General features: G+C 46.8%; 24 protein-coding genes and 1 other annotated feature. Of the genes, 23 read left to right on the top strand and 1 reads right to left on the bottom strand.

Annotated elements, in window-relative coordinates:
- The first annotated feature begins 92 nt into the window (after nucleotides 1-92).
- From recA to MHI01_RS06890, 16 genes are all read left to right on the top strand, one after another.
- The gene (gene recA / locus MHI01_RS06965) at nucleotides 93-1,157 is read left to right on the top strand and encodes a recombinase RecA (protein ID WP_036609261.1); all 1,065 of its coding nucleotides are present in this window, start codon (nucleotides 93-95) and stop codon (nucleotides 1,155-1,157) included.
- A gap of 282 nt (nucleotides 1,158-1,439) precedes the next feature.
- Nucleotides 1,440-2,177 (top strand): regulatory protein RecX, encoded by a 738-nt coding sequence (locus tag MHI01_RS06960; RefSeq protein WP_076208863.1) that lies wholly within the window; start codon nucleotides 1,440-1,442, stop codon nucleotides 2,175-2,177.
- Between the two features lie 310 nt (nucleotides 2,178-2,487).
- Nucleotides 2,488-4,029 carry a ribonuclease Y gene (rny, locus tag MHI01_RS06955; protein WP_036670418.1) on the top strand — a complete coding sequence of 514 codons (1,542 nt, stop codon included), beginning with the start codon at nucleotides 2,488-2,490 and terminating at the stop codon, nucleotides 4,027-4,029.
- A 154-nt stretch (nucleotides 4,030-4,183) separates the two neighbouring features.
- Complete coding sequence (locus tag MHI01_RS06950) at nucleotides 4,184-4,978, top strand: TIGR00282 family metallophosphoesterase (RefSeq protein WP_036609256.1); 795 nt, start codon at nucleotides 4,184-4,186, stop codon at nucleotides 4,976-4,978.
- A 117-nt stretch (nucleotides 4,979-5,095) separates the two neighbouring features.
- Nucleotides 5,096-5,356 (top strand): stage V sporulation protein S, encoded by a 261-nt coding sequence (locus MHI01_RS06945; RefSeq protein ID WP_007430104.1) that lies wholly within the window; start codon nucleotides 5,096-5,098, stop codon nucleotides 5,354-5,356.
- An 85-nt stretch (nucleotides 5,357-5,441) separates the two neighbouring features.
- On the top strand, nucleotides 5,442-6,437 hold the full coding sequence (locus MHI01_RS06940; protein WP_174806416.1) for a dipeptidase: 996 nt from the start codon (nucleotides 5,442-5,444) through the stop codon (nucleotides 6,435-6,437).
- 193 nt (nucleotides 6,438-6,630) lie between these two features.
- Entirely contained in the window at nucleotides 6,631-7,203 is a 573-nt protein-coding gene (pduL, locus tag MHI01_RS06935) for a phosphate propanoyltransferase (protein WP_017689107.1), read from the top strand.
- Between the two features lie 312 nt (nucleotides 7,204-7,515).
- Nucleotides 7,516-9,072 (top strand): tRNA (N6-isopentenyl adenosine(37)-C2)-methylthiotransferase MiaB, encoded by a 1,557-nt coding sequence (gene miaB, locus MHI01_RS06930; protein WP_036609253.1) that lies wholly within the window; start codon nucleotides 7,516-7,518, stop codon nucleotides 9,070-9,072.
- Between the two features lie 301 nt (nucleotides 9,073-9,373).
- On the top strand, nucleotides 9,374-9,787 hold the full coding sequence (locus tag MHI01_RS06925) for a RicAFT regulatory complex protein RicA family protein (protein WP_197997748.1): 414 nt from the start codon (nucleotides 9,374-9,376) through the stop codon (nucleotides 9,785-9,787).
- A 209-nt stretch (nucleotides 9,788-9,996) separates the two neighbouring features.
- A complete protein-coding gene (locus tag MHI01_RS06920) occupies nucleotides 9,997-10,401 on the top strand; it encodes a PaaI family thioesterase (protein WP_340982829.1) in 405 nt (134 codons plus the stop codon).
- A gap of 78 nt (nucleotides 10,402-10,479) precedes the next feature.
- Nucleotides 10,480-11,283, top strand: coding sequence for an NUDIX hydrolase (locus MHI01_RS06915; protein ID WP_036609248.1), 804 nt, complete (start codon nucleotides 10,480-10,482; stop codon nucleotides 11,281-11,283).
- A 67-nt stretch (nucleotides 11,284-11,350) separates the two neighbouring features.
- On the top strand, nucleotides 11,351-11,908 hold the full coding sequence (locus tag MHI01_RS06910; RefSeq protein WP_036609245.1) for a cysteine hydrolase family protein: 558 nt from the start codon (nucleotides 11,351-11,353) through the stop codon (nucleotides 11,906-11,908).
- A gap of 197 nt (nucleotides 11,909-12,105) precedes the next feature.
- A complete protein-coding gene (locus tag MHI01_RS06905; protein WP_036609243.1) occupies nucleotides 12,106-13,560 on the top strand; it encodes a nicotinate phosphoribosyltransferase in 1,455 nt (484 codons plus the stop codon).
- Between the two features lie 397 nt (nucleotides 13,561-13,957).
- Entirely contained in the window at nucleotides 13,958-14,611 is a 654-nt protein-coding gene (locus MHI01_RS06900) for a hypothetical protein (RefSeq protein WP_340982828.1), read from the top strand.
- 111 nt (nucleotides 14,612-14,722) lie between these two features.
- Nucleotides 14,723-15,742 carry an oxidoreductase gene (locus MHI01_RS06895; protein ID WP_339198977.1) on the top strand — a complete coding sequence of 340 codons (1,020 nt, stop codon included), beginning with the start codon at nucleotides 14,723-14,725 and terminating at the stop codon, nucleotides 15,740-15,742.
- Nucleotides 15,743-15,816: 74 nt separating this feature from the next.
- Nucleotides 15,817-16,371: a hypothetical protein gene (locus MHI01_RS06890; protein ID WP_076249791.1), complete on the top strand. Its 555-nt coding sequence runs from the start codon at nucleotides 15,817-15,819 to the stop codon at nucleotides 16,369-16,371.
- Between the two features lie 68 nt (nucleotides 16,372-16,439).
- Here MHI01_RS06890 and MHI01_RS06885 read toward each other — a convergent pair whose 3' ends face one another.
- Entirely contained in the window at nucleotides 16,440-16,958 is a 519-nt protein-coding gene (locus tag MHI01_RS06885; RefSeq protein WP_047842524.1) for a MogA/MoaB family molybdenum cofactor biosynthesis protein, read from the bottom strand.
- A 171-nt stretch (nucleotides 16,959-17,129) separates the two neighbouring features.
- Here MHI01_RS06885 and MHI01_RS06880 point away from each other — a divergent pair, with 171 nt between their 5' ends.
- The 7 genes from MHI01_RS06880 (at nucleotide 17,130) to MHI01_RS06845 (ending at nucleotide 23,959) form a co-directional block, all read left to right on the top strand.
- Entirely contained in the window at nucleotides 17,130-18,248 is a 1,119-nt protein-coding gene (locus MHI01_RS06880) for a CobW family GTP-binding protein (RefSeq protein ID WP_340982827.1), read from the top strand.
- 73 nt (nucleotides 18,249-18,321) lie between these two features.
- Nucleotides 18,322-18,657: a four-helix bundle copper-binding protein gene (locus MHI01_RS06875; RefSeq protein ID WP_036609230.1), complete on the top strand. Its 336-nt coding sequence runs from the start codon at nucleotides 18,322-18,324 to the stop codon at nucleotides 18,655-18,657.
- 179 nt (nucleotides 18,658-18,836) lie between these two features.
- Nucleotides 18,837-19,127, top strand: a binding site (T-box leader).
- Nucleotides 19,128-19,191: 64 nt separating this feature from the next.
- On the top strand, nucleotides 19,192-20,922 hold the full coding sequence (argS, locus tag MHI01_RS06865) for an arginine--tRNA ligase (protein WP_340982825.1): 1,731 nt from the start codon (nucleotides 19,192-19,194) through the stop codon (nucleotides 20,920-20,922).
- Between the two features lie 6 nt (nucleotides 20,923-20,928).
- Nucleotides 20,929-21,984 (top strand): ABC transporter ATP-binding protein, encoded by a 1,056-nt coding sequence (locus MHI01_RS06860; protein WP_340982824.1) that lies wholly within the window; start codon nucleotides 20,929-20,931, stop codon nucleotides 21,982-21,984.
- A complete protein-coding gene (locus MHI01_RS06855) occupies nucleotides 21,981-22,691 on the top strand; it encodes a hypothetical protein (RefSeq protein WP_340982823.1) in 711 nt (236 codons plus the stop codon). Before MHI01_RS06860 ends, MHI01_RS06855 begins: the two co-directional genes overlap by 4 nt.
- Nucleotides 22,692-22,790: 99 nt before the next feature.
- Nucleotides 22,791-23,336 (top strand): hypothetical protein, encoded by a 546-nt coding sequence (locus MHI01_RS06850; RefSeq protein ID WP_053061520.1) that lies wholly within the window; start codon nucleotides 22,791-22,793, stop codon nucleotides 23,334-23,336.
- Nucleotides 23,333-23,959 (top strand): YdcF family protein, encoded by a 627-nt coding sequence (locus MHI01_RS06845; RefSeq protein WP_340982822.1) that lies wholly within the window; start codon nucleotides 23,333-23,335, stop codon nucleotides 23,957-23,959. Before MHI01_RS06850 ends, MHI01_RS06845 begins: the two co-directional genes overlap by 4 nt.
- Nucleotides 23,960-24,004 lie beyond the last annotated feature (45 nt).

Raw genomic sequence — 24,004 nt, 5'->3', positions numbered from 1 at the left:
CAAAAAAAACGAATGTATGTTCGAAAAAAAGCTTGGCAAACGTGTTAAAACAAGGTATCATTATCTTATAAACAGTAAAGGGTGTGAGCTTATTGTCAGACCGTCGTGCCGCGCTTGATATGGCGCTCCGTCAAATAGAGAAGCAATTTGGTAAAGGATCCATCATGAAACTGGGTGAGTCCACTCATATGAATGTGGAAATTATTCCCAGCGGTTCCTTGGCTTTGGATATTGCATTAGGAACAGGCGGCTTGCCTAAAGGCCGTATTGTTGAAATATATGGACCTGAATCCTCTGGTAAAACAACCGTAGCATTGCATGCTATCGCTGAAGTACAAAGAGCGGGTGGACAAGCTGCATTTATCGATGCCGAGCATGCTCTTGACCCACAATACGCAAGCAAACTTGGTGTTAATATTGATGAATTGCTTCTGTCTCAGCCAGATACGGGTGAGCAAGGGCTGGAAATTGCAGAAGCTCTTGTACGCAGTGGTGCAGTAGATATTGTCGTTATTGACTCTGTAGCCGCATTGGTTCCAAAAGCAGAGATTGAAGGCGAAATGGGCGATTCACACGTTGGTTTGCAAGCGCGTTTGATGTCTCAGGCGCTGCGTAAACTGTCTGGTGCAATCAGCAAATCCAAAACAATCGCAATCTTCATTAACCAGCTTCGTGAGAAAGTCGGCGTTATGTTTGGTAACCCGGAAACAACACCTGGTGGTCGTGCTCTGAAGTTTTATTCCACAGTACGTCTGGATGTGCGTCGTATTGAGAGTATCAAATCAGGCAATGACATGATTGGTAACCGTACACGTATTAAAGTTGTGAAAAACAAAGTGGCACCTCCGTTTAAACAAGCGGAAGTGGATATCATGTATGGCGAGGGTATCTCGAGAGAAGGCAGTATCATTGACATTGGTACAGAGCTGGACATCGTTAATAAAAGTGGTGCATGGTACTCTTACGAAGGCGAGCGTTTAGGACAAGGCCGTGAGAACGCAAAGCAGTTCATGAAAGAGCATAAAGATATTGCTGACATCATTGAACAAAAAATTCGTGTAGCCAGTAACTTGGTTACTGCAGTTCCTGCGCCAACGAGTGAAGAGCAGCAAAAAGAAGCAGCAGAAGAACAAGAATTGTTTGAAATCAACGAGTAATCTCTCAAAACCTCCCTTGTAGGGAGGATCCTGAGGGTGTTCCCCACTGGCTCCGTAAACTTATCTGATTGAGCTTGGATCAATCTGGATAATGGATTGTAGTGGGAGTACTCGTGCTGTCTAACAGCCCCTGTCCCAATGGACAGGGGCTGTTAGCACGCTAACTGTGGAGTAAAGGCCGGGCAGAGTTCCCGGTCTTTTGTGTTATTGGTGTTCTTTGTCTTATGTGAAGGTGTGTTTGGTGTAGTCAGAATGAAATTTGTTATGAAAGGGGAGACCAGAATGGATCAACATGACGAGGATTTATATGAAGAAGCAGAACAGGATGGCCTATCCCAATTTCCGGACAACGAAGAACTTATTATTACACGTGTAGAACGAACGAAGAGCAGGCAAGCTCGTTATCGAATCACTTTTGGCATCCACTCCATTACGGTTCTTGAAGATGTGATGATTAAATACAGGATGACTCAAGGTAATACGTTTATGAAGAAGGATCTGGAGGAAATCATTGTAGCTGACGAGCGACAGCGGACGTATGCACAGTCTCTGCGTTTTTTGGAGCATAAGCCACGTACGCGCCATGAATTAAGTCAGAAACTTCGTCAGAAGGAGTTTGCTGCACCTTTGATTGAAGAGGCGCTGGATCGGCTTGAGCGGGAGAACCTGGTGGATGACGATCTATTTGCGAAGGAATGGACAAGACAGCGTATGGAGGGCAAGCGGAAGGGAAAACTGTGGATAAGGCAAGAGCTGCGTCAAAAGGGCATTGCCAATGATCTCATTGTTGAGGCACTAGAAGGGATCAGTACAGATGCGGAATTTGAGACTGCCTTGAGTGCCGGACGAAAAAAATGGAATCAGGTCAAAGGGGACGTCAAAGAGAAGAAAAATAAAACGCTTCCCTTCCTAATGAGACGTGGTTTTTCAATGGATATGGTGCGCCGGGTCGTGAATTGTTTAATTGAAGAAGATGAGGCTGGGGACCCTGAAGATGACGAAGCGTTGTTATGGGATTAGCAGACTAGAGTCTCTATACTGCATTCTCTTGACAATTTCTTTCGTCAAATACTAAAATGGACATGAGTCTGTAAGAAATGGACAACCCTTTTTCCTTCCAAAAAAGCGGTTTCGGTTTCTTAAGATTTATACCATTCTTAATTATGGGTTCGCTGGAAACAGTGAATAGTACGTGGAAACATGTACATGTGAAATGAAAATCGGCGGGGGATCGCCGTGAGTATTCGTTATTCCCAAACATATGTAAGGTTTGAAAACTGCAAATTGACCCAAGGAATGCCTTGGAGGAACCAACGAGGAGGTGAACAGTATGGAAATTGCAATCACGATCGCTCTCGTTGCAGCCGCGCTATTCATTGGGTTCGGAGTAGGATATTTTATTCGCAAATCTCTTGCAGAGGCTAAAATCTCTAGTGCGGAACAAGCTGCCGTACAAATCGTGGAGAACGCGAAGAAAGAGGCAGAAGCACTGAAGAAAGAAACGGTGCTGGAGGCGAAGGATGAAATCCATCGCATTCGCGCTGAAGCTGAAAAAGACACTCGTGAACGTCGGAATGAAATTCAACGACAAGAAAGACGATTGTTGCAAAAAGAAGAGTCGCTGGATAAAAAATTGGAATCACTCGAACGTAAAGAAGAGCAAGTGGCTAACAAAGAGAAACGAATTGATGAGACTCAGCAGCAGATCGAAATGATTTACAAAAACCAGGTGACAGAGTTGGAACGTATATCCAACCTCACCATGGAAGACGCACGCAGTATCATACTGTCCAACGTAGAACAGGAAGTTCGTCATGAGACGGCTCAAATGATCAAGGACATTGAACAACAAGCGAAGGAAGAAGCGGACAAAAAGTCCCGCGAGATTATTACACTCGCCATCCAACGTTGTGCGGCTGACCACGTAGCGGAAACAACGGTATCTGTTGTTACCCTGCCAAATGAAGAAATGAAAGGCCGGATTATCGGTCGTGAAGGACGTAACATCCGTGCGCTTGAAACCCTTACAGGGATTGACCTCATTATCGATGATACGCCAGAAGCTGTTATTCTGTCGGGCTTTGACCCGATTCGCCGTGAAATCGCCCGTACTGCCCTGGAGAAACTGGTGGCTGATGGACGTATTCACCCGGCACGGATTGAAGAGATGGTTGAGAAATCCCGCAAAGAAGTGGATGAGCGCATCCGTGAATACGGTGAGCAAGCTACCTTTGAAGTGGGCGTGCATGGTCTGCATCCGGATCTGATCAAAATTTTGGGCCGGTTGAAGTTCCGTACAAGTTACGGTCAGAACGTCTTGAAACATTCCATGGAAGTCGCTTATCTGGCTGGACTGATGGCTGGCGAACTGGGAGAAGACGTAACTCTGGCAAGACGTGCAGGTCTATTGCATGACATCGGTAAAGCGCTGGATCACGAAGTGGAAGGATCACACGTCGAAATTGGCGTGGAACTGGCGAAGAAATACAAAGAACATCCGGTTGTAATCAACAGTATCGCGTCCCATCACGGAGATTGCGAAGCGACTTCGGTCATTGCCATGTTGGTTGGCGCAGCAGATGCGCTCTCCGCAGCAAGACCAGGCGCACGCCGCGAAACGCTGGAAACGTATATCAAACGACTGGAGAAGCTGGAAGAAATCTCAGAGTCCTTCGAAGGTGTCGAGAAATCGTACGCCATTCAGGCCGGACGCGAAGTTCGCGTTATGGTACAGCCTGAGAAGATCGATGATGCTGAAGCCTTCCGCTTAGCCCGTGACATCACGAAGATGATTGAGAATGAACTCGACTATCCGGGTCACATCAAAGTCACCGTCATCCGGGAAACCCGTGCGGTTGAATACGCAAAATAGAGCATTACGGAAAAGTGGCCGCAGTAGTGGGCCACTTTTCCTGTTGAAAGCCTGTTAAAAGGCAACTACACATCATGGAGCATGAGATAGAGTCCTGCAAAGGTTCAACATTTGAAGTAAGAGGACTTTGCAGGAATTGAGGAGGCAGTAATCAATGAAAGTTTTGTTTATTGGTGACATTGTAGGTAACGTGGGACGTAAGGCATTAAAGGAAAATTTACCGTATCTGAAATCGAAGTATAAGCCACATGTGGTGATTGTGAATGGTGAAAATGCGGCAGCAGGTCGTGGTATTACCGGTGCAATCGCAAATGAGTTTTTCAACTGGGGTGTACATGGTATTACACTTGGTAATCATACTTGGGACAATAAGGATATTTTTGATTTTATAGATGATGAGCCCCGCATGATTCGTCCAGCGAACTTTCCACCAGGCACACCAGGACGAGGGTACACGGTTGTCAAAGGCGAAGGGAAAGAGCTAGCGATTGTCAATCTTCAAGGAAGAACGTTCCTGCCTGCTCTGGATTGTCCATTCCGTGTAGCTGATGAAATTGTAGATGAGCTGCGCCAAGACCATAAATGTATTTTGGTCGATATGCATGCTGAAGCAACGTCAGAAAAGATTGCCATGGGATGGCATCTGGATGGACGTGCGTCTCTTGTTGTAGGTACACATACGCATGTACAGAGTAATGATGATCGGATTTTGCCTGGAGGAACAGCTTACTTGACGGATGCGGGCATGGTAGGACCTCGTGACGGCATATTGGGTATGGAGCGTGAGGCCGTGCTGCGTAAGTTCTACACCCAGCTACCTGTACGTTTCGTTGTAGATGATGGCAAATGGCACTTCCATGGTGTTTTTGTTGAAATTGATGAAGCCACAGGTGCGGCAACACGCATCGAAAAAATTCGTCTGACGGAGGACGAGTGGCGCATGGAATAGGGGTATTGTCCCAATTTGCAGGGAAACCCGTCTAAAAAGAAGGAATTTTTTTGCCTCTCGCGAATAACATCTAGTAAGTGGAAACAAACTTTCAACATTCCCAGGGAGGTACTTACCATGGATGTATTAAAAGTTTCAGCAAAGTCCAATCCTAATTCTGTAGCCGGCGCTCTTGCAGGGGTTCTTCGTGAACGTGGAAATGCTGAACTGCAGGCAATTGGAGCGGGAGCACTGAACCAAGCCATTAAAGCGGTAGCGATAGCCCGGGGATTTGTAGCACCAAGCGGAGTTGACCTGATTTGTATTCCAGCTTTTACAGACATTGTGATCGACGGCGAGGACCGAACGGCCATTAAGCTGATTGTGGAGCCCAGATAATACATGCAGTATGCATTGAACCTGTTTACGATGTAGACAGGTTTTTTTGCGTTTTTTTGCAATCACATATTGAGGAGGGTTTAAGATGTCCATGTCTGATTGGCGTGTAGCTGATTTTCACTGTGATGCACTGAGCAAAATTTTGATGCAGCCTGCCCTTTCATTTGAAAATGCTCCACAACTGGATGTGAACTTGCAACGTTTGAAAGAGGGGAATGTAGAATTGCAGGCGTTCGCCATCTATTTACCCGAAGTGCTTGGCAGAGGCAAGTTTGAACATGTGATGGGGCAGTTGGAGATTTATCGTAGACGTGTGGAGAGAAGTCAGGAGCGGCCTGGCGGCACACAGACGTTGTTATGGCGTGAACAGGTGGCTCAGATGGGGCAAACAGAGGGCCTGTGGGGATTAATCACACTGGAGGGTGTGGATGGCCTGGAGGGCAACCTGTTCTATCTGGAGTTATGTTATCAGATGGGCGTTCGAATTATTGGACTAACGTGGAATTATGCCAATTGGGCGGCTGACGGAGTCATGGAGAAGCGTGGAGCAGGTCTGACCGAGAAGGGGAAGGAACTGGTGCGCCAGTGTAATGAAATCGGAATGCTGCTGGATGTGTCACATCTCACGGAGAAAGGGTTTTGGGAACTGGCTGACTTGAGTAAACGTCCTTTTATCGCCTCTCACTCCAACAGTTATAGCGTATGTCCCCATGTGCGTAATCTGAAAGATGATCAGATTCAGGCTATTATTGCCCGGGAAGGGCGGATTGGACTGACGTTTGTTCCCTGGTTTGTAAAGCAGGAGGGTGAAGTACGTATAGAGGACCTGCTGCCTCATATCGAGCAGATCTGTTCTCTCGGCGGGCAGCATCATCTGATGATGGGGTCTGATTTTGATGGAATTTCAATGTATATTCAGAGACTTGAACACTCAGGGCACTATCCGAGACTGACGGAAATCCTGCTCAAACATTATGATGAACATCTGGTTCGTGGCTGGTTGTGGGAGAATGCAATGAGTTATCTGGGGGAACACTTGCCAGAGAGTAATCCAAAGATAAAGGGGGCTTCCGTGAAATAGTGAAGTGGTCTGTGGGACAGAATGGGTTGAATGAAGCTTGTTTTCCAAATAAAGGAGTGGAATGATTGTGAAATAAGTGTATTTCATGAATTTTCACCAGTTCGTTTTCATTTCACTCCAAAAAGGGGTATAATACCATTGGATTGTTAAGAGCCTGAGTACAGGCCATAGATAAACAAGGAGTGAATTTACAATGAGTAAAACAGTACCTGTGGGCGTATCTGCCCGTCACATTCATGTATCCCAAGAGCACGTTGAAATTCTGTTTGGCAAAGGTTATGAACTGACTGAATTTAAACCTCTGTCCCAGCCTGGCCAATACGCTGCTAACGAAACTGTAGCGGTAATTGGTTCGAAAGGACAGTTTGATAAAGTGCGTATCCTTGGACCTGTTCGCCCTGAAACGCAACTGGAGATCTCCATGACAGATTCATTTGCGATTGGTGTTAAAGCACCTGTACGTGAATCTGGAAGCATTGAAGGTACACCAGGAATCACAATTAAAGGTCCTGCTGGCGAAGTTACGATTGATAAAGGTGTTATCGTTGCTGCTCGTCACATTCACTTCCATACTTCTGATGCTGCTAAGTGGGGTATCGAGGACAAACAAATGTTGAAAGTTCGTCTGGGTGGAGATCGTGGTCTGGTACTGGAAAATGTACTGGCTCGTGTATCCGATTCTTTTGCACTGGACATGCATATTGATACAGATGAAGCTAACGCTGCTGGCGCTCGTAATGGCGACACTGCTGAAATCATCGATTAATAACATGTAATAGCTTCAGCCCCCAATTATGACGGTCTGAATAACATATAAACCTGAGCACAGCCAACAGGGGCCGGTTAATTCCAGCCCTGACGGCAAGGCTCAGGTTTTTGTGTTTTCTGAGTGCTCTTCTGAGCATGGCATGTTTCGGATTATACGAAGGGAGATGCGCTTTGGATGTGGAACTACAGCCCAATTCATGCTATAATTTGCTGTAATGCTCTTTTAATGTTCCAAGCAAGATATTCATGTGGAACAGGGATGAATGAACGATTTTTTATTAATAGAGGCTGTAAGGAGTGACCGAAGGAAATGGCTAAAGACTCAAAAAAGGATTACTCCCAATATTTTGATTTTTCCGATGCCAAAGTAATTTCGCAAGATGAATTCAGCAAAAAGATAAGAATCCGGGGCCGTGAGATTAACATCAAATCGGAACCCAATCATCGTCAGGAGAAACAGCGGGGCAAGGAAGACGTCCAGGTGCTTTACGAAAATGCCGTTCCCGATGAACTGAAAAACATAGGGAAAGGTAAACACTATATTGTATATACGTATGGATGTCAGATGAACGAGCATGACTCGGAGACCATCAAAGGACTCCTTGAGTCTATGGGATATCAGGCTACAGAGAATCGCAAAGAAGCTGATATTATTCTGCTCAATACGTGTGCCATACGGGAAAATGCGGAAGATAAAGTATTTGGTGAGCTCGGTCACCTCAAAACGCTAAAACTCGAACGTCCGGGATTGTTACTTGGCGTATGCGGTTGTATGTCCCAAGAAGAAGGCGTCGTCAACCGAATCATGCAGAAGCATGGCTTTGTGGATATGATCTTTGGTACACATAACGTGCATCGACTGCCACATCTAATCCAGGAAGCGTTGTTCAGCAAAGAAATGGTTGTTGAGGTATGGTCCAAGGAAGGCGACATTATTGAGAACCTGCCGAAGAAACGTGAGGGTATGCGCGGCTGGGTGAATATTATGTATGGCTGCGACAAGTTCTGTACATATTGCATCGTTCCGTTTACGCGGGGAAAAGAACGCAGCCGTCGTCCTGAAGATGTCATTGCCGAAGTTAGGGATTTGGCACGACAAGGCTTTAAGGAGATCACGCTGCTTGGTCAAAATGTGAATGCGTACGGCAAGGACTTCACCGACCTGAACTACAGTTTTGGTGACTTGATGGATGCCATTCGCCAAATTGATATTCCGCGGGTACGTTTTACAACCAGTCACCCACGTGACTTTGATGACCACTTGATTGAAGTGCTGGCCAAGGGCGGAAATCTGGTGGAGCACATTCATCTTCCGGTGCAATCTGGCAGTTCAGAAGTACTCAAACGTATGAGCCGCAAGTATAACCGGGAACACTATCTGAAGCTGGCTGACAAAATTAAAAAGGCCATCCCGGATGTTGTGTTAACAACGGATATTATTGTTGGTTTTCCGGGGGAAACGGAAGAACAGTTTGAAGATACACTTTCCCTTGTCCGTGAAGTAGGGTATGATTTTGCCTATACCTTTATTTATTCCCCGCGTGAAGGTACACCGGCTGCAGTGATGGAAGACAACGTACCGATGGAAGTGAAGAAGGAACGTTTGAAGCGCTTGAACGAAACGATCAACGAATACAGCCACCGAAGCAATGAAGAGCAACGCGGCAAAATCGTTGAAGTGCTCGTTGAAGGCGAGAGCAAACGGAATTCCGAAGTTCTGGCAGGACGTACACGCAGCAACAAGCTGGTGCATTTTGAAGGACCTAAAGATTTGATCGGTACTTTCGTACAAGTGGAAATCACCGATCCGATGACTTTTTATATTAGGGGCAACCTGCTCTCCGAGCCGGTAGCTGCCAATCAGTAATACACACACACAAATAAGATGAATGATTTTTTGCACTTAGCGGGGTACGCCGAGCGTAGCGAAGGTGACGGAATCGATTCTGTAGAAGCGAAGCGTTCGCCTTTGTCTCCGAATTTTAACCTTGAACAATCTTAATCGAAAAAATTCGGAGACAACAGCGATCAAAAGAACGATCCGACGCCGCAGCGGTCACTCAGCAGTCGACTGAGCTTAATGCAACATTGAGTTTTCATCTTATATCATCTCATAGAATGGAGCGATTTCAGTGGCGCAGGAAGAAGTGCAGTACAACCATTATGGAATGCCAACCTACGATACGCGCAATCTGGTCATACGCGACGACATTATGGGAAAAGCCAAAGAATTGGCTGATATGCTCGGAACGAGTGAGGAAGTTAGACAGTTTCAACAGGCTGAAACCAAAATTCGGGATCATGAGCGCATCCAGCAGTTGATTGCAACGATCAAGAAAAAACAAAAAGAGATTGTTGCTTTTGAAAGCTTCAAAAATGTGGAGATGGTCAGCAAAATTGAACAGGAAATTGAAGATCTGCAAAGCGAACTGGACAGTATTCCATTGGTTACGGAATTCCAGCAGAGCCAGAGCGACATCAACTACTTGCTTCAACTAGTGATCTCTGTAATCCGGGATACGGTTTCTGAAAAAGTAAACGTGGAGGCTGGAACGGATTCACCTCCGACCAGTTGCGGTTAAATGACGGAAGGGTGCGGACGCTGTCCGCGCCTTTTTTGACATTACATAACCGTTAATGTGGAGTGGCTATCGCCAAGTACTCGGAATATAATTCCAAGCAAAGCTCCACGCTGTGGGGTTATTTTGTGTGGCGCGGCTGATTTTTAATGAGAAAGGCACATGACATCAAGAGAGCTTGATACGTACAGTGAATAAAGGAGAAATGAATAATGAGTATTTTGGACAAAATGGTGGAAGACGGAGACGGACGATTCTGGGGATTTCTCGGCTGTCGTTATATTAAAGGAGACGGAAAAGAAGTACAGATTGCGTTGACAGCAGGCGAACATCATACCAACTCCATGGGGATTATTCATGGGGGTGTATTGAGTTCACTGATGGACCAGGCGATGGGTATGGTTGCAACAGCAGCAATGGAAGTAGACGGCTGTGTGACAACAAATCTGAACGTACATTTTCTTGCACCAATGAAACAAGGGGAATTAACGGTGACAGCTACGGTACTGCATCAAGCAGGACGCAGTGTTACGACTCAATCGGAGGTTCGTGATGCATCGGGCACGTTGGGATGTATGGCTACGGCGACATTCCGCATAGCACGCCCGAGAACGTAACGCATGAATCCTGCGGTTGACAAAAGATATTATTATGTCATAATGAAATTATCAAAATGAAAATAGTCGGTGGTGCCCATGAGCGAAAACTACGAACACTTCAATGCAGAGAGCGACGAACAAGCAGCACGTGCTTATAGTTCCCAAAAATATCGTACCCCCGATGGTGTTCCTGCGGATATCGTTATGTTCACCTTAACCAAGCGGGAGCGCAAGACGGTGACGAAGACACTTCCCATTCGGGAACTGAAAGTGATGCTGATCAAGCGCAAAGGCTGGCCTTTTGCAGGCAGATGGGCATTACCCGGTGGATTTTGTCAGGAGAATGAATCCATCTACGGTGCAGCTAAGCGTGAGTTGATGGAAGAGACAGGTGTAGACGGTGGACATCTGGAATACTTGAATGTATACAGTCAGCCGGGTCGTGACCCGAGGGGCTGGATTATCTCACACGCATTTTTCGCGCTTGTAGAAGAATGGATGCTGGATCAACGCCAAGCGGCAGATGATGCTGAGGATGTTGGGTTGTTCACGATTCAGGAGGCGCTGCAAGAACTGGAACTGGCCTTTGATCACAGAACAATCATTGAAGATGCTTATCGACGTATTCAACAGCAGATGCTGGAAACGACGATTGCTCGTCAGTTCCTGCCACGTGATTTTACATTAAGTGAATTATATCAGGTTATTCAAAGTGTTGTACCGGATTTTGAAGAACCAAACTTCATTCGCAAGATTACGTCTACCCGCAGCCGTAAAGGCATTGTGGAAGAAGTAAGAGATGAAGAGGGGAACCTGGTGAGTTCCAACCAGTACTCGCAGCGTCCGGCGCAGTTATATCGTTTTACAGAACTCGTACCACGCCTGTCCATCTACACGTAATAAGGTGTAGATGTGTCAATCTGATTGAATCAGGATCAACCATTTCTGGGCTAAGGGAGTGTTGACGATGAAAGCACTGATTGTCATTGATTTTACGAAGGATTTTGTGACAGGTTCTTTGCCTGTAGGTCAGCCAGCAGTAGAGATCGAAGAGACGATTGCAGCTGTAACCGAGGCCTATTGTAAGAACAAACATGAGGTAATCATGGCTGTGGATCTGCACGAAGAGAATGATCCGTATCACCCGGAGACTGTACTTTTCCCACCTCATAACATCAGAAATACGGAGGGAAGACAGTTATATGGTCGTCTTGCCCAAGTGATGGAAGAACGGAAAACAGATATACAGTGGATGGATAAGACGAGATATAGTGCATTCTGTGGGACCGATCTGGAACTCAGACTGCGTGCACGTGGTATTACGGATATTGCACTGATTGGGGTATGCACGGATATTTGCATATTGCATACCGCAGTGGACGCTTACAATAAAGGTTTTCATATTACGGTATACGAAGATGCCGTTGCCAGCTTCAATCCGGCAGGGCATGAGTGGGCACTTGGACATTTTCGTTCCAGCCTTGGTGCTTCGGTGGTTAAGGCGAGCGAGACAGTCTTGGCTTAATTTACTCCATAGTCATGTTTGGTTGACTCCATGTTAGGAACCGGATGAATGTGGTGAATGGTGTATAGAGTTTTTTACGGGAGACTTGTTTGTTTAATACGGATGAACAGAATCATGAAGAATGAGTCTCCATATGTTAACCCGTGTTCACAGATGAAATCTGGGGGCACGAGCGGAAGTCAGAGAGGATGAGACAAATGCAGACAACTAGCCTGGCTTTACATACGGATAAATATCAGATCAATATGATGTACGCCCATTGGGTGAATGGTACTCACAAGCGGAAGGCGGTATTTGAAGCCTATTTCCGTAAACTTCCTTTTGGTAACGGATATGCGGTATTTGCCGGATTGGAACGTATTGTGAACTATATCAGCCAGCTTCGGTTTACGATGGACGACATCAAATTTTTATCCAAACAAGAGGAAAATTACGATCCGGTCTTTCTGGAAGAGTTGCTCCAGTTTTCATTTCAGGGGACGATTCATTCCATGAAGGAGGGTGCAATTGTTTTCCCTGACGAACCGCTCATTCGGGTAGAAGGCTCCATTATGGAGACTCAATTGGTGGAGACGGCGATACTTAACTTCATGAATTATCAGACGTTGATTGCAACCAAGGCTTCGCGGATCAAACAGGTAGCACAACAGGATACGTTGCTCGAATTCGGCACACGGCGTGCGCAGGAAGCGGATGCTGCCATCTGGGGCGCACGTGCCTCGTATGTAGCAGGCTTCGATGCAACGTCTAATATGCTGGCCGGAGAGCGCTTTGGGATCCCAACAGCAGGTACACATGCCCATTCCTGGGTACAGAGCTTTATGAGCGAACAGGAGGCCTTTGACGTGTATGCCAAAGTGTTGCCTGATCAGGTTACACTGTTGGTTGATACCTTTGACACATTGAACAGTGGAGTACCTCACGCCATCAAAACAGCCAAGAAGTTGGAGAGCCAAGGCAAAAAGATGAATGCGATTCGTCTCGACAGTGGTGACCTAGCGTACTTGTCGATTCAGGCACGTCAGATGTTGGATGAGGCTGGGCTGGATTATGTGAAAATTGTAGCATCCAATGATTTGGATGAAAATACGATTTTCAACCTGAAGGCTCAAGGAGCACGGATTGATACATGGGGTGTTGGTACACAGTTGATTACCGCTTCTGACCAGCCATCTTTGGGTGGAGTGTACAAATTGGTGGAGCGTGAAGTGGACGGTGCCATGTTGCCTACGATCAAAATATCTGCCAATCCTGAAAAGGTGTCCACTCCAGGTAAAAAGGAAGTGTTCCGGATCATTGATCCGAAACATGGCAAAGCGATTGCAGATTATATCTGCTATCCAGAGGAAGAGCAGCCGCTACAGGGCGGACCGCTCAAGCTGTTCAACCCGCTACACCCTTACCTGAAAAAGACGGTTACCCGCTACGAAGCGGTCAATATGCTGGAGCCAATCTTTGTGAATGGACGTAAAGTGTATGAACTGCCTAATCTGGATGAGATTCGTGCGTATCACCGGGAACAGATGAACCTCTTCTGGCCTGAATACCAACGGAAGCTCAACCCGGAGATCTACCGTGTGAACATCAGCCCTGCGGCATGGAATATGAAGCAGAAGCTCATTGCGGAACATGTGAAATCCACAGAGGAATAATTCACACATAAGAATTACAGAGAGGCATAACCAGTGAGGTATACTGGCTTATGCCTTTTTGCTGCCTATAGAATGTATACGTTCTTAGCGGAGTTGAACGATTCGATGATTGCAAGCAAAATTTCCGCTATACGCGTTCTGTCTTCTGTGAAAGTACGTCGATAGTTGATAGACGTTATTCTTATATGATCCCGATGAGGTGGACCAGTGATGTAAGAAATCTCATGGACAGACTGCCAAGGTAGCAGGCTATACTGGAAATAGTCATGCCCAATTCAAGAGGTTGTAGGGGAAAAGCAGTAATTATTTCTCGGGAAAGCGCACGAGACGCCAAATTCTGCATCGCATTGTTTCAATCCCGCAGCTGTAGGGGATGAAAGTAAGAGGAGGTGCAGACATGAGATGGATATTAGGACTGGTCTGGATCGCTTTTATTGCCTATGCAGTGTTGTTGGCACCAGGGCAGTCACCTGGAAGTGATCCGATATTCAAAGAACTGATCACCCTGCAAAGCAAAGAGCCTTGGTTACTTACGGTATTTTCGTGGTTAGGTATTTTCCCGGCAGTTTATGTCTGTATGCTGTTAAGAACATCTGTGAAAGAACGAGGTGGCCGTGTACCGGCTTGGCCTTTTGTCATACTTTCTTTCGGACTGGGTGCTTTTGCCCTGCTTCCCTATTATGCATGGTCATCATCCGCAAATAGAGCTTCGGGTTACGCAAACTTACATTTTGGTCATCAGCGGGAGGCGGGAATTGGACGGGTAGCAGCCCACAAACTGACGCATGTCGTCCTTCTGCTGTTAACGCTGGGGACAGCTTTCTATGCCGTGACGCAAGGTCATCCGGATGTATATATGGAAGCATTCAAGCAATCTGCCTTTGTACATATCATGACGATTGATTTTGTGCTGCTGACCTTACTTTCCATGATTGCGATATACAGGGATACTAAACTGAGTCGACGTTCAGCAGCTTGGACCGCGGCAGGCATCATCCCTATTGTGGGTCCACTAATCTATCTGTTGACGCTCAGGAGAGACAGAGCTTGATCATCCACATCTGAAGAATCCAGAAGTAAAAGGTAGCCGTTAAGCCTGAATGCGAACAATTCATGTGCTTAATGGAAAAATATATACAATCCAAAGAAGGAGTGGTTATCGATGAAAAACCATTTTAACGCATATGTTGTCCGTAAAGAAGAACAGGGCGGAGTGAAAGCTGCTATAGAGCAACTGAAGCAGGAAGATCTGCCAAATGGAGATGTAACGGTACAGGTGCAGTATTCCAGTGTCAATTATAAAGACGGACTCGCTACCCTTGAGAAAGGTGGTGTCGTTCGTGAGTACCCGATGGTCCCGGGGATTGATCTGGCCGGAACGGTAGAGGAGTCGGTCAGTGGACGTTTTGCACCAGGAGATCGGGTGATCAGTACAGGATTTGAACCTGGCGTATCCCATTATGGAGGCTATAGCGAGTATGCTCGTCTGCGCAGTGAATGGCTGGTGCCTCTGCCACCGGGTCTCAGTGAGAAAGAAGCCATGGCAATTGGAACCGCAGGATTTACGGCTGCACTTTCGGTAGATGCGCTGTTACAGGCTGGAGTGACACCGGAGATGGGCAAGGTTCTGGTTACGGGTGCAACGGGTGGTGTTGGCAGTATGGCAGTAGCGATTCTGGCGAAGCTTGGCTTTGAAGTAACAGCCAGCACAGGCAAGAAGGATCAGGAGGAGTCATTGCTCCGAAACTTGGGCGCCTCAGAGGTTATTACTCGTGAAGAAGCTGATGCTCCAGCTAAAGGAGCGATGGGGAAACAGCTATGGGCGGGAGTTGTTGATCCAACAGGAGGACCGGCTCTTGCGGAGCGATTGAAACAGATTCAATACGGAGGTGCGGTAGCGGTATCCGGGTTAACTGGAGGCACAGCTTTTGAATCCACGGTACTTCCGTTTATTTTGCGTGGCATCCAGCTTATTGGTATAGACTCTGTATATTGTCCGATGGAACGTCGGGAACGATTGTGGAAACTGCTCGGCGGAGAATGGAAACCGGAGCGCGCGCTGGAACTGGGAATTCGGGAAATTTCCTTGGATCAATTGCCTCTTACGCTGGAGACGATACTCCAAGGTGGTGCAGTGGGTCGTACGGTGGTCAATACAATATCAGATCTGCCATCCGCATAAGATTCTAAGTCCTTAGACATGCTAATTCTACCTGATTGGGTCACAGCACACGTGGCTGGAAAGGAAGGATTGGCATGTGGTTTGCTAGAAAAGGGCGAAGTCTGGTTGGAAAAACAATGAAGTCGGTACTTGTAAGTGGTGTGTTGATCACGAGTGTCTGGTCCCTGGCGGCTTGTTCGGCATCATCCATTGAGCAGGAGCGGAAGGTCTACACCCGCGAAGCGACAGATGAAGGAAATGTGCGGGCACAGAGTCAAGGACACGGATTAAACGGTGAATTGGTGAGTGAGATCAGTAAGAGTTTTGAAGCAAAAGGCATTCAACTGATGAATAACATGTCTGCCGATGACGACCATGGCGGGATCTCTTATATGTATTTGTTGAATGGAAGTGGCAGACACATCGTGAAAGTCCATATTTTCAGTGATGCGACAACCCGGGCGGCCAGCATGAAACAAATGTATAGTGAGAATCGTGATGAGGCTGTCTTGGAGAATGCGCTTGGCCGGACAACGATTCGCAGCAAAGGATACGTCTCACTCGTTTATACAGCTTCCGGTGGGGAAAAGGACAAGTATGAACAGGATGTTATGCAGGTGTTCCAACATGTGCTGGGGCAACTAAGGTAAGTTGAGCGAGAACCCCTTCGTAATTTACCATACAGCTGAAAATAAACCCGAAAAACCCGTCTGATCTTTCAGACGGGTTTATATATTTCACGCATCACATGCCGCAGCTCGGGCAAAATGAGTTTTTCCATGGCCAATTTGACGGCTCCTTTGGAACCCGGCATGGAGAATACGGCTGTGCGTCCAATCGTTCCAGCGACGGCTCTGCTCAGGATGGCAGCGGAACCGATATCTTCGGTGTAACTGAGAAAACGGAAGATCTCACCAAAGCCCGGTAGTTCCTTGTCCAGTAGTGAGGATACTGCTTCGTAGGTTGTATCTCGGGGTGCAATCCCTGTCCCGCCGCTAAGTAGCACCGCTTCAATATCATCACGAACAGCTGCATCTTGCAGGATGCTTCGAATGTTCTCCGTTTCATCTGGTGTGATGATGTATTCAACGATCTGATAACCTGCTTCATTCAGAAGCTGGTGCATGAGCTGGCCACTGGTGTCAGTGTCTTTAGTGCGTGTGTCCGATACTGTAACAATCATGCACGATACCGTGGTTGGAGCTTCCTGGCGATGTTGTTCCACTGAATTAGTCATGAAACTTCCTCCTTCAATCAACATGTCCTCATAGCATAGACCATCCGTTAGAATCAGGCAATGTACTGGGGAAGAGTTGAACGTTATTGCACAACGAATGCGGGATGGTGTACACTCGCTAGATATAGATAGATCAGGTTACAAGAAGGACAATCAGAGAGGTGTATACGCATGAATGAAACGATTATAAAAGAACAATCCATACCTGTATATATACTGTCAGGTTTTTTGGGGAGTGGCAAAACAACACTGCTTGTTCAGTTGATTGAACATTGGCAACAGCAGGGTTTGCGTCCCGCAGTGGTTATGAATGAGTTGGGCGAAGTCAATCTGGATGGTCAGATTGTGGATTCCACCGTTCCAATGACAGAGATGTTAGGTGGCTGCATCTGTTGTACCGTACGTGGTGACTTGGGATTGCAACTTGCCGATCTCGTTCAGGAGGAATCACCGGATGTGATCATCATTGAAGCAACCGGTGCGGCGAATCCAATGGAGATTCTGGATGCGGTAACGGAGACCTCACTCTACATGCGACTGGAACTGAAAAGTCTCATTACTGTTGTGGATGCAGCACATCTATCTGGCCTGTATCAGGAGCAGAAGGGGCAGACGTTCAAACTGATGCAGGAGCAGATTCGTTGTGCGTCTGTGCTTCTCTTGAATAAAACGGATCGGGTGAGTGCACAGGAACTGCAGGATCTGGAGCAGCTTTTGGCAAAATGGAATGGCTTCGCCCCTGTAATTCCTACGGTGAAATGTGAGGTAGAGATGGATCTGTTGCTTCGCAGCGGGGCAGACGTGCATGTACGTGATTCAGCTTCTGAAGTAGACAAGCCGGCTCACCAAGAGCATCATGTGCATACAGAAGCCTGTGGTACACATGGATGCAGTCATGGTCATGAACATACAGATCATACAGTCCAAGGCGATGATACGAATACTGAAGCATCCCATAGCCATGTCCATGCCCACAGTCACGAGCATTCTGCGCCTCATGCATCACACGAACATGTCATGGTGTATACGCATTATTTCAGTCATCCGGTGAACAGCGAAGCATTTGAACAATTTGTATCTGCTTTGCCACGGGATGTGTATCGAGCAAAAGGTATTTTATCGTTTAGTGACACGGCGAGCCGTTTCTGGTTCCAGTATGCCTACCGTGAATCGGATTACATGAAGATCACACCTCAGGGAGAGGTCCCTAATGTTGCTGTGTTTATAGGTGAACATTTTGACCAAACTGTCATTCGTGACCAATTACTGGAATTGGAAGCGATAAAGTAGGTTAGATGATTCAATATTCCTCCGAACTGGGTATTAAGATGCATAGCAAACTTTGCCTGGGAGGTAACTTTAAATGACACAACAACAATATCAACAATGTATCGATGCTTGCCTGGAGTGCATGAATGCATGCAACGTATGTTACATATCGAGTCTGAAAGAATATGATCTGGCGATGTTGCGTGATTGCATTCGTTTGAATCGGGAATGTGCGGAGATCTGCAGTTTTGCTGCACAAGCAATGACACGTGGAAGTGATTTCATTGCTGAAATATGCGAATTGTGTGTGAAAGCTTGTGAAGCTTGCGCCGCTGAGTGTGGCAAACACCACCATGATCACTGCCAAGCATGTGCAGAGGCTTGCCGCAGATGTGCAGAAGCTTGCCGGTTGATGGCAGCAGTAGCGTAAATATTATTTTACTGGAATATATAAATAAAACCGATAATGACCGTTGTCCCCTAAGGGAAGGCAGTGAACACAAGCATCTGAGACGATGTGCCTATGTGTTGACTTTCAGTAGGGGATTTTTAGTGTAGGTTGCCAAGTCTGATCGTGGTATGTATAATGATGGCAATGAATTGAAACGAAGAATATCAATGATCGGGAGAGTAGCCAGATCCATACATGACAGCGAGCCGGGAGAGGTGGAAGCCGGTATGACATGACCTGAGTGAACCGCACCCGTGAGATGGTTATCCGAAAAGATGTGCGTATCCCGATTGGGATAGACCATATCTGTCTGAGGGTAACCCGGCTTGCGACCGTTATACGCATCGAGCGGAACAGTTTTACTGGTATGCATGTTGATGCATATTAGGAGTAGCCTGTTCACCTAGAGTGGTACCGCGGGAACTGTTAATTCAGCTCTCGTCTCTTATTTAGAGACGAGAGCTTTTTTGTGTTTATTTCCAGCCAATAATGAATGGATAAGGAGTGTTTGGCATGTTGATGAAGCAGGCTGCGGCCGATATTGCCCCTTTAACGGGATTGAATGAAGAAGAGGTTCTGAGATTACTGGAAGTCCCACCTCAGGCGGAGATGGGGGATGCAGCATTCCCTTGTTTTGCATTAGCGAAGTTATTAAAGAAAGCACCGGCAGTTATTGCGACTGAGCTCGCAACGGGATTGCAGGCATCTGGAATTGAAGCGACTCCCGCCGGGCCGTATGTAAATATCCATTTCAATCGGGAGAAGCTCGCGCCGAATCTGCTGAAAGAACTGGGGAATGCGGCATTTGGTAAGCTTCAGCTTGGTCAAGGTTCACGTGTTGTGATTGATATGTCTTCCCCTAACATCGCAAAACCCTTCGGAATTGGACATTTGCGTTCTACTGTAATCGGTGCGGCACTGTATCGGTTGTATAACGAAGCGGGTTATACCTCTGTAAGTGTGAATCACTTGGGAGACTGGGGAACCCAGTTTGGCAAGCAGATCGCAGCGTACAAACGGTGGGGCAATGATGAAGCGTTGCAGGCAGACCCGATCCGTACGTCACTGGAACTGTATGTGCGCTTCCACGATGAGGCGGAGAACGATCCTTCTCTGGAGATTGAGGCACGCGACTGGTTCCGCAAGCTGGAGCAAGGGGATGATGAAGCACAGCGGTTATGGGCGTTCTTTGTGGAAGTGAGCATGAAGGAATTCAACCGGATGTATGAACGTCTGAATGTGCAGTTCGACCATACGCTGGGGGAGAGCTTTTACAATGACAAGATGGGTGCAGTGGTTGAAGAACTGAAGGCAAAAGGTTTACTTGAAGAGAGTGATGGAGCACTCGTGGTACGTCTGGAAGATGAGAACATGCCCCCGTGCCTGATTATCAAAAAAGATGGAACAACAATCTATCCTACTCGGGATTTGGCTACGTCAGTTTATCGTCATGAGGTGATGAAGGCAGATCGGTTGTTATACGTGGTCGGAGGCGAGCAGAAGTTACATTTCCGGCAGGTATTTGCTGTCCTATCCCGGATGGGTCATGAATGGTCTGCGAAGTGTGAACATATCCCGTTTGGATTAATGCGTTTTGAGGGACGGAAAATGTCTACCCGCCGCGGTAAAGTCGTCTTTTTGCAGGAAGTGTTGGATGAGGCAGTCGCTCGTGCTTTGCAGATTATTCAGGAGAAAAACCCGAATCTGGAGAACCCTCAGAAGGTGGCTGAGGCTGTTGGTGTAGGTGCCATTGTCTTCGGTGATCTGCGTAATAATCGGTTAAACGATGTGGACTTCTCCTTGGAGGATGCGGTGAGTTTTGAAGGAGAGACCGGACCTTATGTGCAGTATACCCATGCCCGGATTCAAAGTGTGCTTGCCAAGGCAGAAGAGGCGATCCGCGTGGAAAATGAAAACCCTTTGACTAACGGCACGATTGCAGATGATGTAAATGACACAGGGACTACTTCATCCAGTATCGGAGATACCTCATGGGCATTGCTGAAACTGCTTGGTGAATATCACGAGTATCTGGAAAAAGCAATTCATCGGAATGAGCCTTCGGTCATTGCCAAATATACAATAGATGTCGCTCAGGCGTTCAACCGCTTCTATCACGCCGAACGCATTGCGGATGCGTCATCTGATGTAAGATCCTTCCGAGTGGCATTGGCCAAACGGACTGCCGAACGCCTCGCGTACAGTTTACATTTGCTAGGTGTGCAAGCTCCAGAACGGATGTGATCCCAGGTGATATGGAGTAAACGTGGACTTTTCAAGAAAGCCAATCAAGATGTACCAGACTCATCAGGTCGAGGTATGTTGCTTCAACAAGTGAGCAAGCGATTAGGTAATGCTCAAGTACTTGATGAAATTAATCTGGAAGTGAAGCAGGGCGAATGTGCTGTACTTGTTGGCAGAAACGGCTCGGGCAAAAGCACGTTGCTACGTATGTTGGCAGGTATTTTGTTACCCGATACAGGATCGATCCAGCGCACAATGAAGGGTTCTGAAGGGTATGCAGTAGATGGCCTGCCACGTTTACCCTTTACCTCTGGAGAGTACTTGTGGGATATGGGTCGTATTCGGGGCATTAGCCCCGAAGTACTGCGTGGGCGGATTAGAGAACTTAGTGAACTTTTATATCTCGATACCGCGATCGATCAGAAGTTACCCCTATTATCCAAGGGCACATTGCAAAAAGTAAATTTGATTCAGGCCCTGTTACCTGGACCGGGTGGACTTTTGCTGCTGGATGAACCTTTATCAGGCTTGGATATTCCAGCTCAAGAGGGCATTGTATCCTTATTGGGGCAATGGAAGGGTGAAGGGACATCCATCGTTACAGCTTGTCATGAACCGTTGCTAATTGAACGTTTGGCAGACCAGGTGATTGTGTTGAAGAAAGGCCGCGTGCTCCGCTACTGGAGTCGTGAAGATATACTTCAAGCTGGCGAACCCGTTGTACGTATTCAAAGTCTGACGGAAGCTGGAGAGGATCTGGCTAACGATCTATCTATTGTACAACAACCGGAAGTACTGTCTTTAGTTCGTAATACAAGCTCAGGGATATCCAATTCTTGGTTGTGGGATTGGAAAGTGGTTCAACAATCAACAGATGATGTCCTCAGAATGATTCTGGCTTCCGGAGGTTCGGTTGTGTCTGTACAACAGGAAGAAAGTCAATTACATATGGAAAGTCTGCTGGAAGGACAACATCCAGCTGTACATGCGAGTCATAGAGGTGTCACAGAATCTGTGGACTTAAGCTCTTCCATGGATGATGCGGGGGGAGAAGCCGAATGATCTATCTGACCCGATATTTGTTAAGGCATCACATTCGCTCACAGAAATATTTTGCACCGGTTATCTTTTATATCATCGCCATGCTGCTGATCTATTCCTACAAACCCAACCCTATTGCGGACAGTTACAGTGTCACGGCTATGCTGTTATTTCTGGCAGCTGCTTGGCTCGGAGTAATGGTGATGAATACCGAACCTGCTAAGCAGTATCAATTACTTGTCCTTCATACAGGAAGCAGGCGTAAAGTTGTATTAAGTCAACTCATCTGTGCCTGGATAATGCAATTCATGCTCACCGCAATCACTGTGCTGTATCCCGTGTTCGCGGGAATGTTCGAGAGACAACCCACAGGTGAGGAGTGGATGATGACTTGGTTAGGCCATCTGGGGTTATCACTGCTGGGATTAGGCATCAGTGTATTTTTTCAAAAATCGTACATTCCCTTGCTTAGTCGCAGTATGCCTGCCCTCATTATTGTATTATTACTATCGTTTATCCAAGGTTCCTTAAGTGAACGTTTGCCTGGATCGTTAGAATGGCTTGGCCGCATTCTTCCACCAACCTTTTATCTGGTTCGTGAGATGATGTTATTTGATGAATCAAAGATGGATTCTTTTGTTTCGGTTATGCTGTGGACTGTGCTCTATGCATTAGGGTTACTAATCATCCATGTGTGGCTGTCCGGAAGAAGAGATCTGCGGAGTTAGAAGACGCGCTTCCCGATAACTTGAATGTTGCTCTTGGTTTGGTTAGGATAGAGGGACATGGAATAGTTAACATTGTACGGTTGAAGGGGGCGCTCGCATATGCAAAATACAGATATCCAGAATGGTGACATGCTGGACAGCGAACACTCCAGGGAATTGTTTGCCTATTACGGATTGGCAGTGTACTACGGGCAGGCGCTTGAACAGCAGCTGGTCAATCTGATTTTATTAATGAAAATGTCTCAGGGCAAAGCCGTGTCTGAAGAGGATCTGGAAGATCTGTACGAACGAAAGATGAGCAGTTCACTGGGGCAGCTCATTCACGAAGTGCGCCATCATTTTACATTCTCTGAGGAAGAGACTCGCCAGTTGAATGAGTTATGGCAGCAACGTAACCGTATTGTACATCATTATTTCAAGGAACGAATTCATGAGACATTCAGTCCGGAAGGACGATCACGCATGATTAAGGAATTGGAGGATTTCAAAGACCGTGCACAGGAGTTGGAGATCCGTCTTCAGCAATATACGGGTGCCTGGATTGCAGAGCTTGGTCTGGATGCTGAATCCGCAGCAGCTCTGCAGACACTGGAGCGTATGCATACCGAGAGTATGCAAGCAAGGGCTTTGGAAGAGGATGAATGACAAGCAAACGGATAACGAAACGCTGGATATTAATGACGGCTCTGGCTGTAGTATTGATTGGAATCTTGTGGACTGGGATTACCGCAATACGTATATCAGCATATACGGATGAGGATTCATCCAGAATATCGGATGCAGCGATCATTCTAGGCGCAGCCGTGGCGGGGGATAACCCTTCACCTGTATTTCGCGAACGTATTGAACACGGGATTGAATTATACCGTCAGGGTACCGTTCGTAATCTGCTTTTCACAGGCGGGTCAGGTGATGATGGAGAACATACGGAAGCTGAAGTGGGTCAGAAGTATGCCATCGCACATGGAGTAGATCCTGCGGACATTCGCATAGAGACCAAATCCAGAATTACCGAGGAGAATCTGGTCAATTCAATTCCAATTGGTGAACAGGCCGGTTATCAAACCTATACGATTGTGAGTGATCCTTTACATATGAAACGGGCCATGAAGCTGGCTGCCGGACTGGGTATGGATGCCGTACCTTCTCCGACACGAACTACGGCGTATCGAACCTGGCGCAGCAAGTTTCCTTTTCTCGCAAGAGAGACCGTGATGTACATGGGATATACGATCAAAGGATGGATAGATAATCCGCAGCAGCCGTGAGGTTGCGCGCGGATTGTTTTTTTGTCTGGCCGAAATAAACAGTAA

Origin of the sequence: Paenibacillus sp. FSL M7-0656 (assembly GCF_038003225.1) — a bacterium.
Taxonomy (GTDB): Bacteria; Bacillota; Bacilli; order Paenibacillales; family Paenibacillaceae; genus Paenibacillus; species Paenibacillus amylolyticus.
The sequence above is the reverse complement of the archived record's forward strand: the minus strand, read 5'-3'. Positions and strand labels throughout refer to the sequence as shown.

Bases quoted from the DNA above. Each gene is read 5' to 3' on its own strand.
- MHI01_RS06960 (WP_076208863.1), top strand. From the start codon at position 1,440: ATGGATCAACATGACGAGGATTTATATGAAGAAGCAGAACAGGATGGC.
- rny (WP_036670418.1), top strand. From the start codon at position 2,488: ATGGAAATTGCAATCACGATCGCTCTCGTTGCAGCCGCGCTATTCATT.
- MHI01_RS06950 (WP_036609256.1), top strand. From the start codon at position 4,184: ATGAAAGTTTTGTTTATTGGTGACATTGTAGGTAACGTGGGACGTAAG.
- MHI01_RS06945 (WP_007430104.1), top strand. From the start codon at position 5,096: ATGGATGTATTAAAAGTTTCAGCAAAGTCCAATCCTAATTCTGTAGCC.
- MHI01_RS06940 (WP_174806416.1), top strand. From the start codon at position 5,442: ATGTCCATGTCTGATTGGCGTGTAGCTGATTTTCACTGTGATGCACTG.
- pduL (WP_017689107.1), top strand. From the start codon at position 6,631: ATGAGTAAAACAGTACCTGTGGGCGTATCTGCCCGTCACATTCATGTA.
- miaB (WP_036609253.1), top strand. From the start codon at position 7,516: ATGGCTAAAGACTCAAAAAAGGATTACTCCCAATATTTTGATTTTTCC.
- MHI01_RS06925 (WP_197997748.1), top strand. From the start codon at position 9,374: ATGCCAACCTACGATACGCGCAATCTGGTCATACGCGACGACATTATG.
- MHI01_RS06920 (WP_340982829.1), top strand. From the start codon at position 9,997: ATGAGTATTTTGGACAAAATGGTGGAAGACGGAGACGGACGATTCTGG.
- MHI01_RS06915 (WP_036609248.1), top strand. From the start codon at position 10,480: ATGAGCGAAAACTACGAACACTTCAATGCAGAGAGCGACGAACAAGCA.
- MHI01_RS06910 (WP_036609245.1), top strand. From the start codon at position 11,351: ATGAAAGCACTGATTGTCATTGATTTTACGAAGGATTTTGTGACAGGT.
- MHI01_RS06905 (WP_036609243.1), top strand. From the start codon at position 12,106: ATGCAGACAACTAGCCTGGCTTTACATACGGATAAATATCAGATCAAT.
- MHI01_RS06900 (WP_340982828.1), top strand. From the start codon at position 13,958: ATGAGATGGATATTAGGACTGGTCTGGATCGCTTTTATTGCCTATGCA.
- MHI01_RS06895 (WP_339198977.1), top strand. From the start codon at position 14,723: ATGAAAAACCATTTTAACGCATATGTTGTCCGTAAAGAAGAACAGGGC.
- MHI01_RS06890 (WP_076249791.1), top strand. From the start codon at position 15,817: ATGTGGTTTGCTAGAAAAGGGCGAAGTCTGGTTGGAAAAACAATGAAG.
- MHI01_RS06885 (WP_047842524.1), bottom strand. From the start codon at position 16,958: ATGACTAATTCAGTGGAACAACATCGCCAGGAAGCTCCAACCACGGTA.
- MHI01_RS06880 (WP_340982827.1), top strand. From the start codon at position 17,130: ATGAATGAAACGATTATAAAAGAACAATCCATACCTGTATATATACTG.
- MHI01_RS06875 (WP_036609230.1), top strand. From the start codon at position 18,322: ATGACACAACAACAATATCAACAATGTATCGATGCTTGCCTGGAGTGC.
- argS (WP_340982825.1), top strand. From the start codon at position 19,192: ATGTTGATGAAGCAGGCTGCGGCCGATATTGCCCCTTTAACGGGATTG.
- MHI01_RS06855 (WP_340982823.1), top strand. From the start codon at position 21,981: ATGATCTATCTGACCCGATATTTGTTAAGGCATCACATTCGCTCACAG.
- MHI01_RS06850 (WP_053061520.1), top strand. From the start codon at position 22,791: ATGCAAAATACAGATATCCAGAATGGTGACATGCTGGACAGCGAACAC.
- MHI01_RS06845 (WP_340982822.1), top strand. From the start codon at position 23,333: ATGACAAGCAAACGGATAACGAAACGCTGGATATTAATGACGGCTCTG.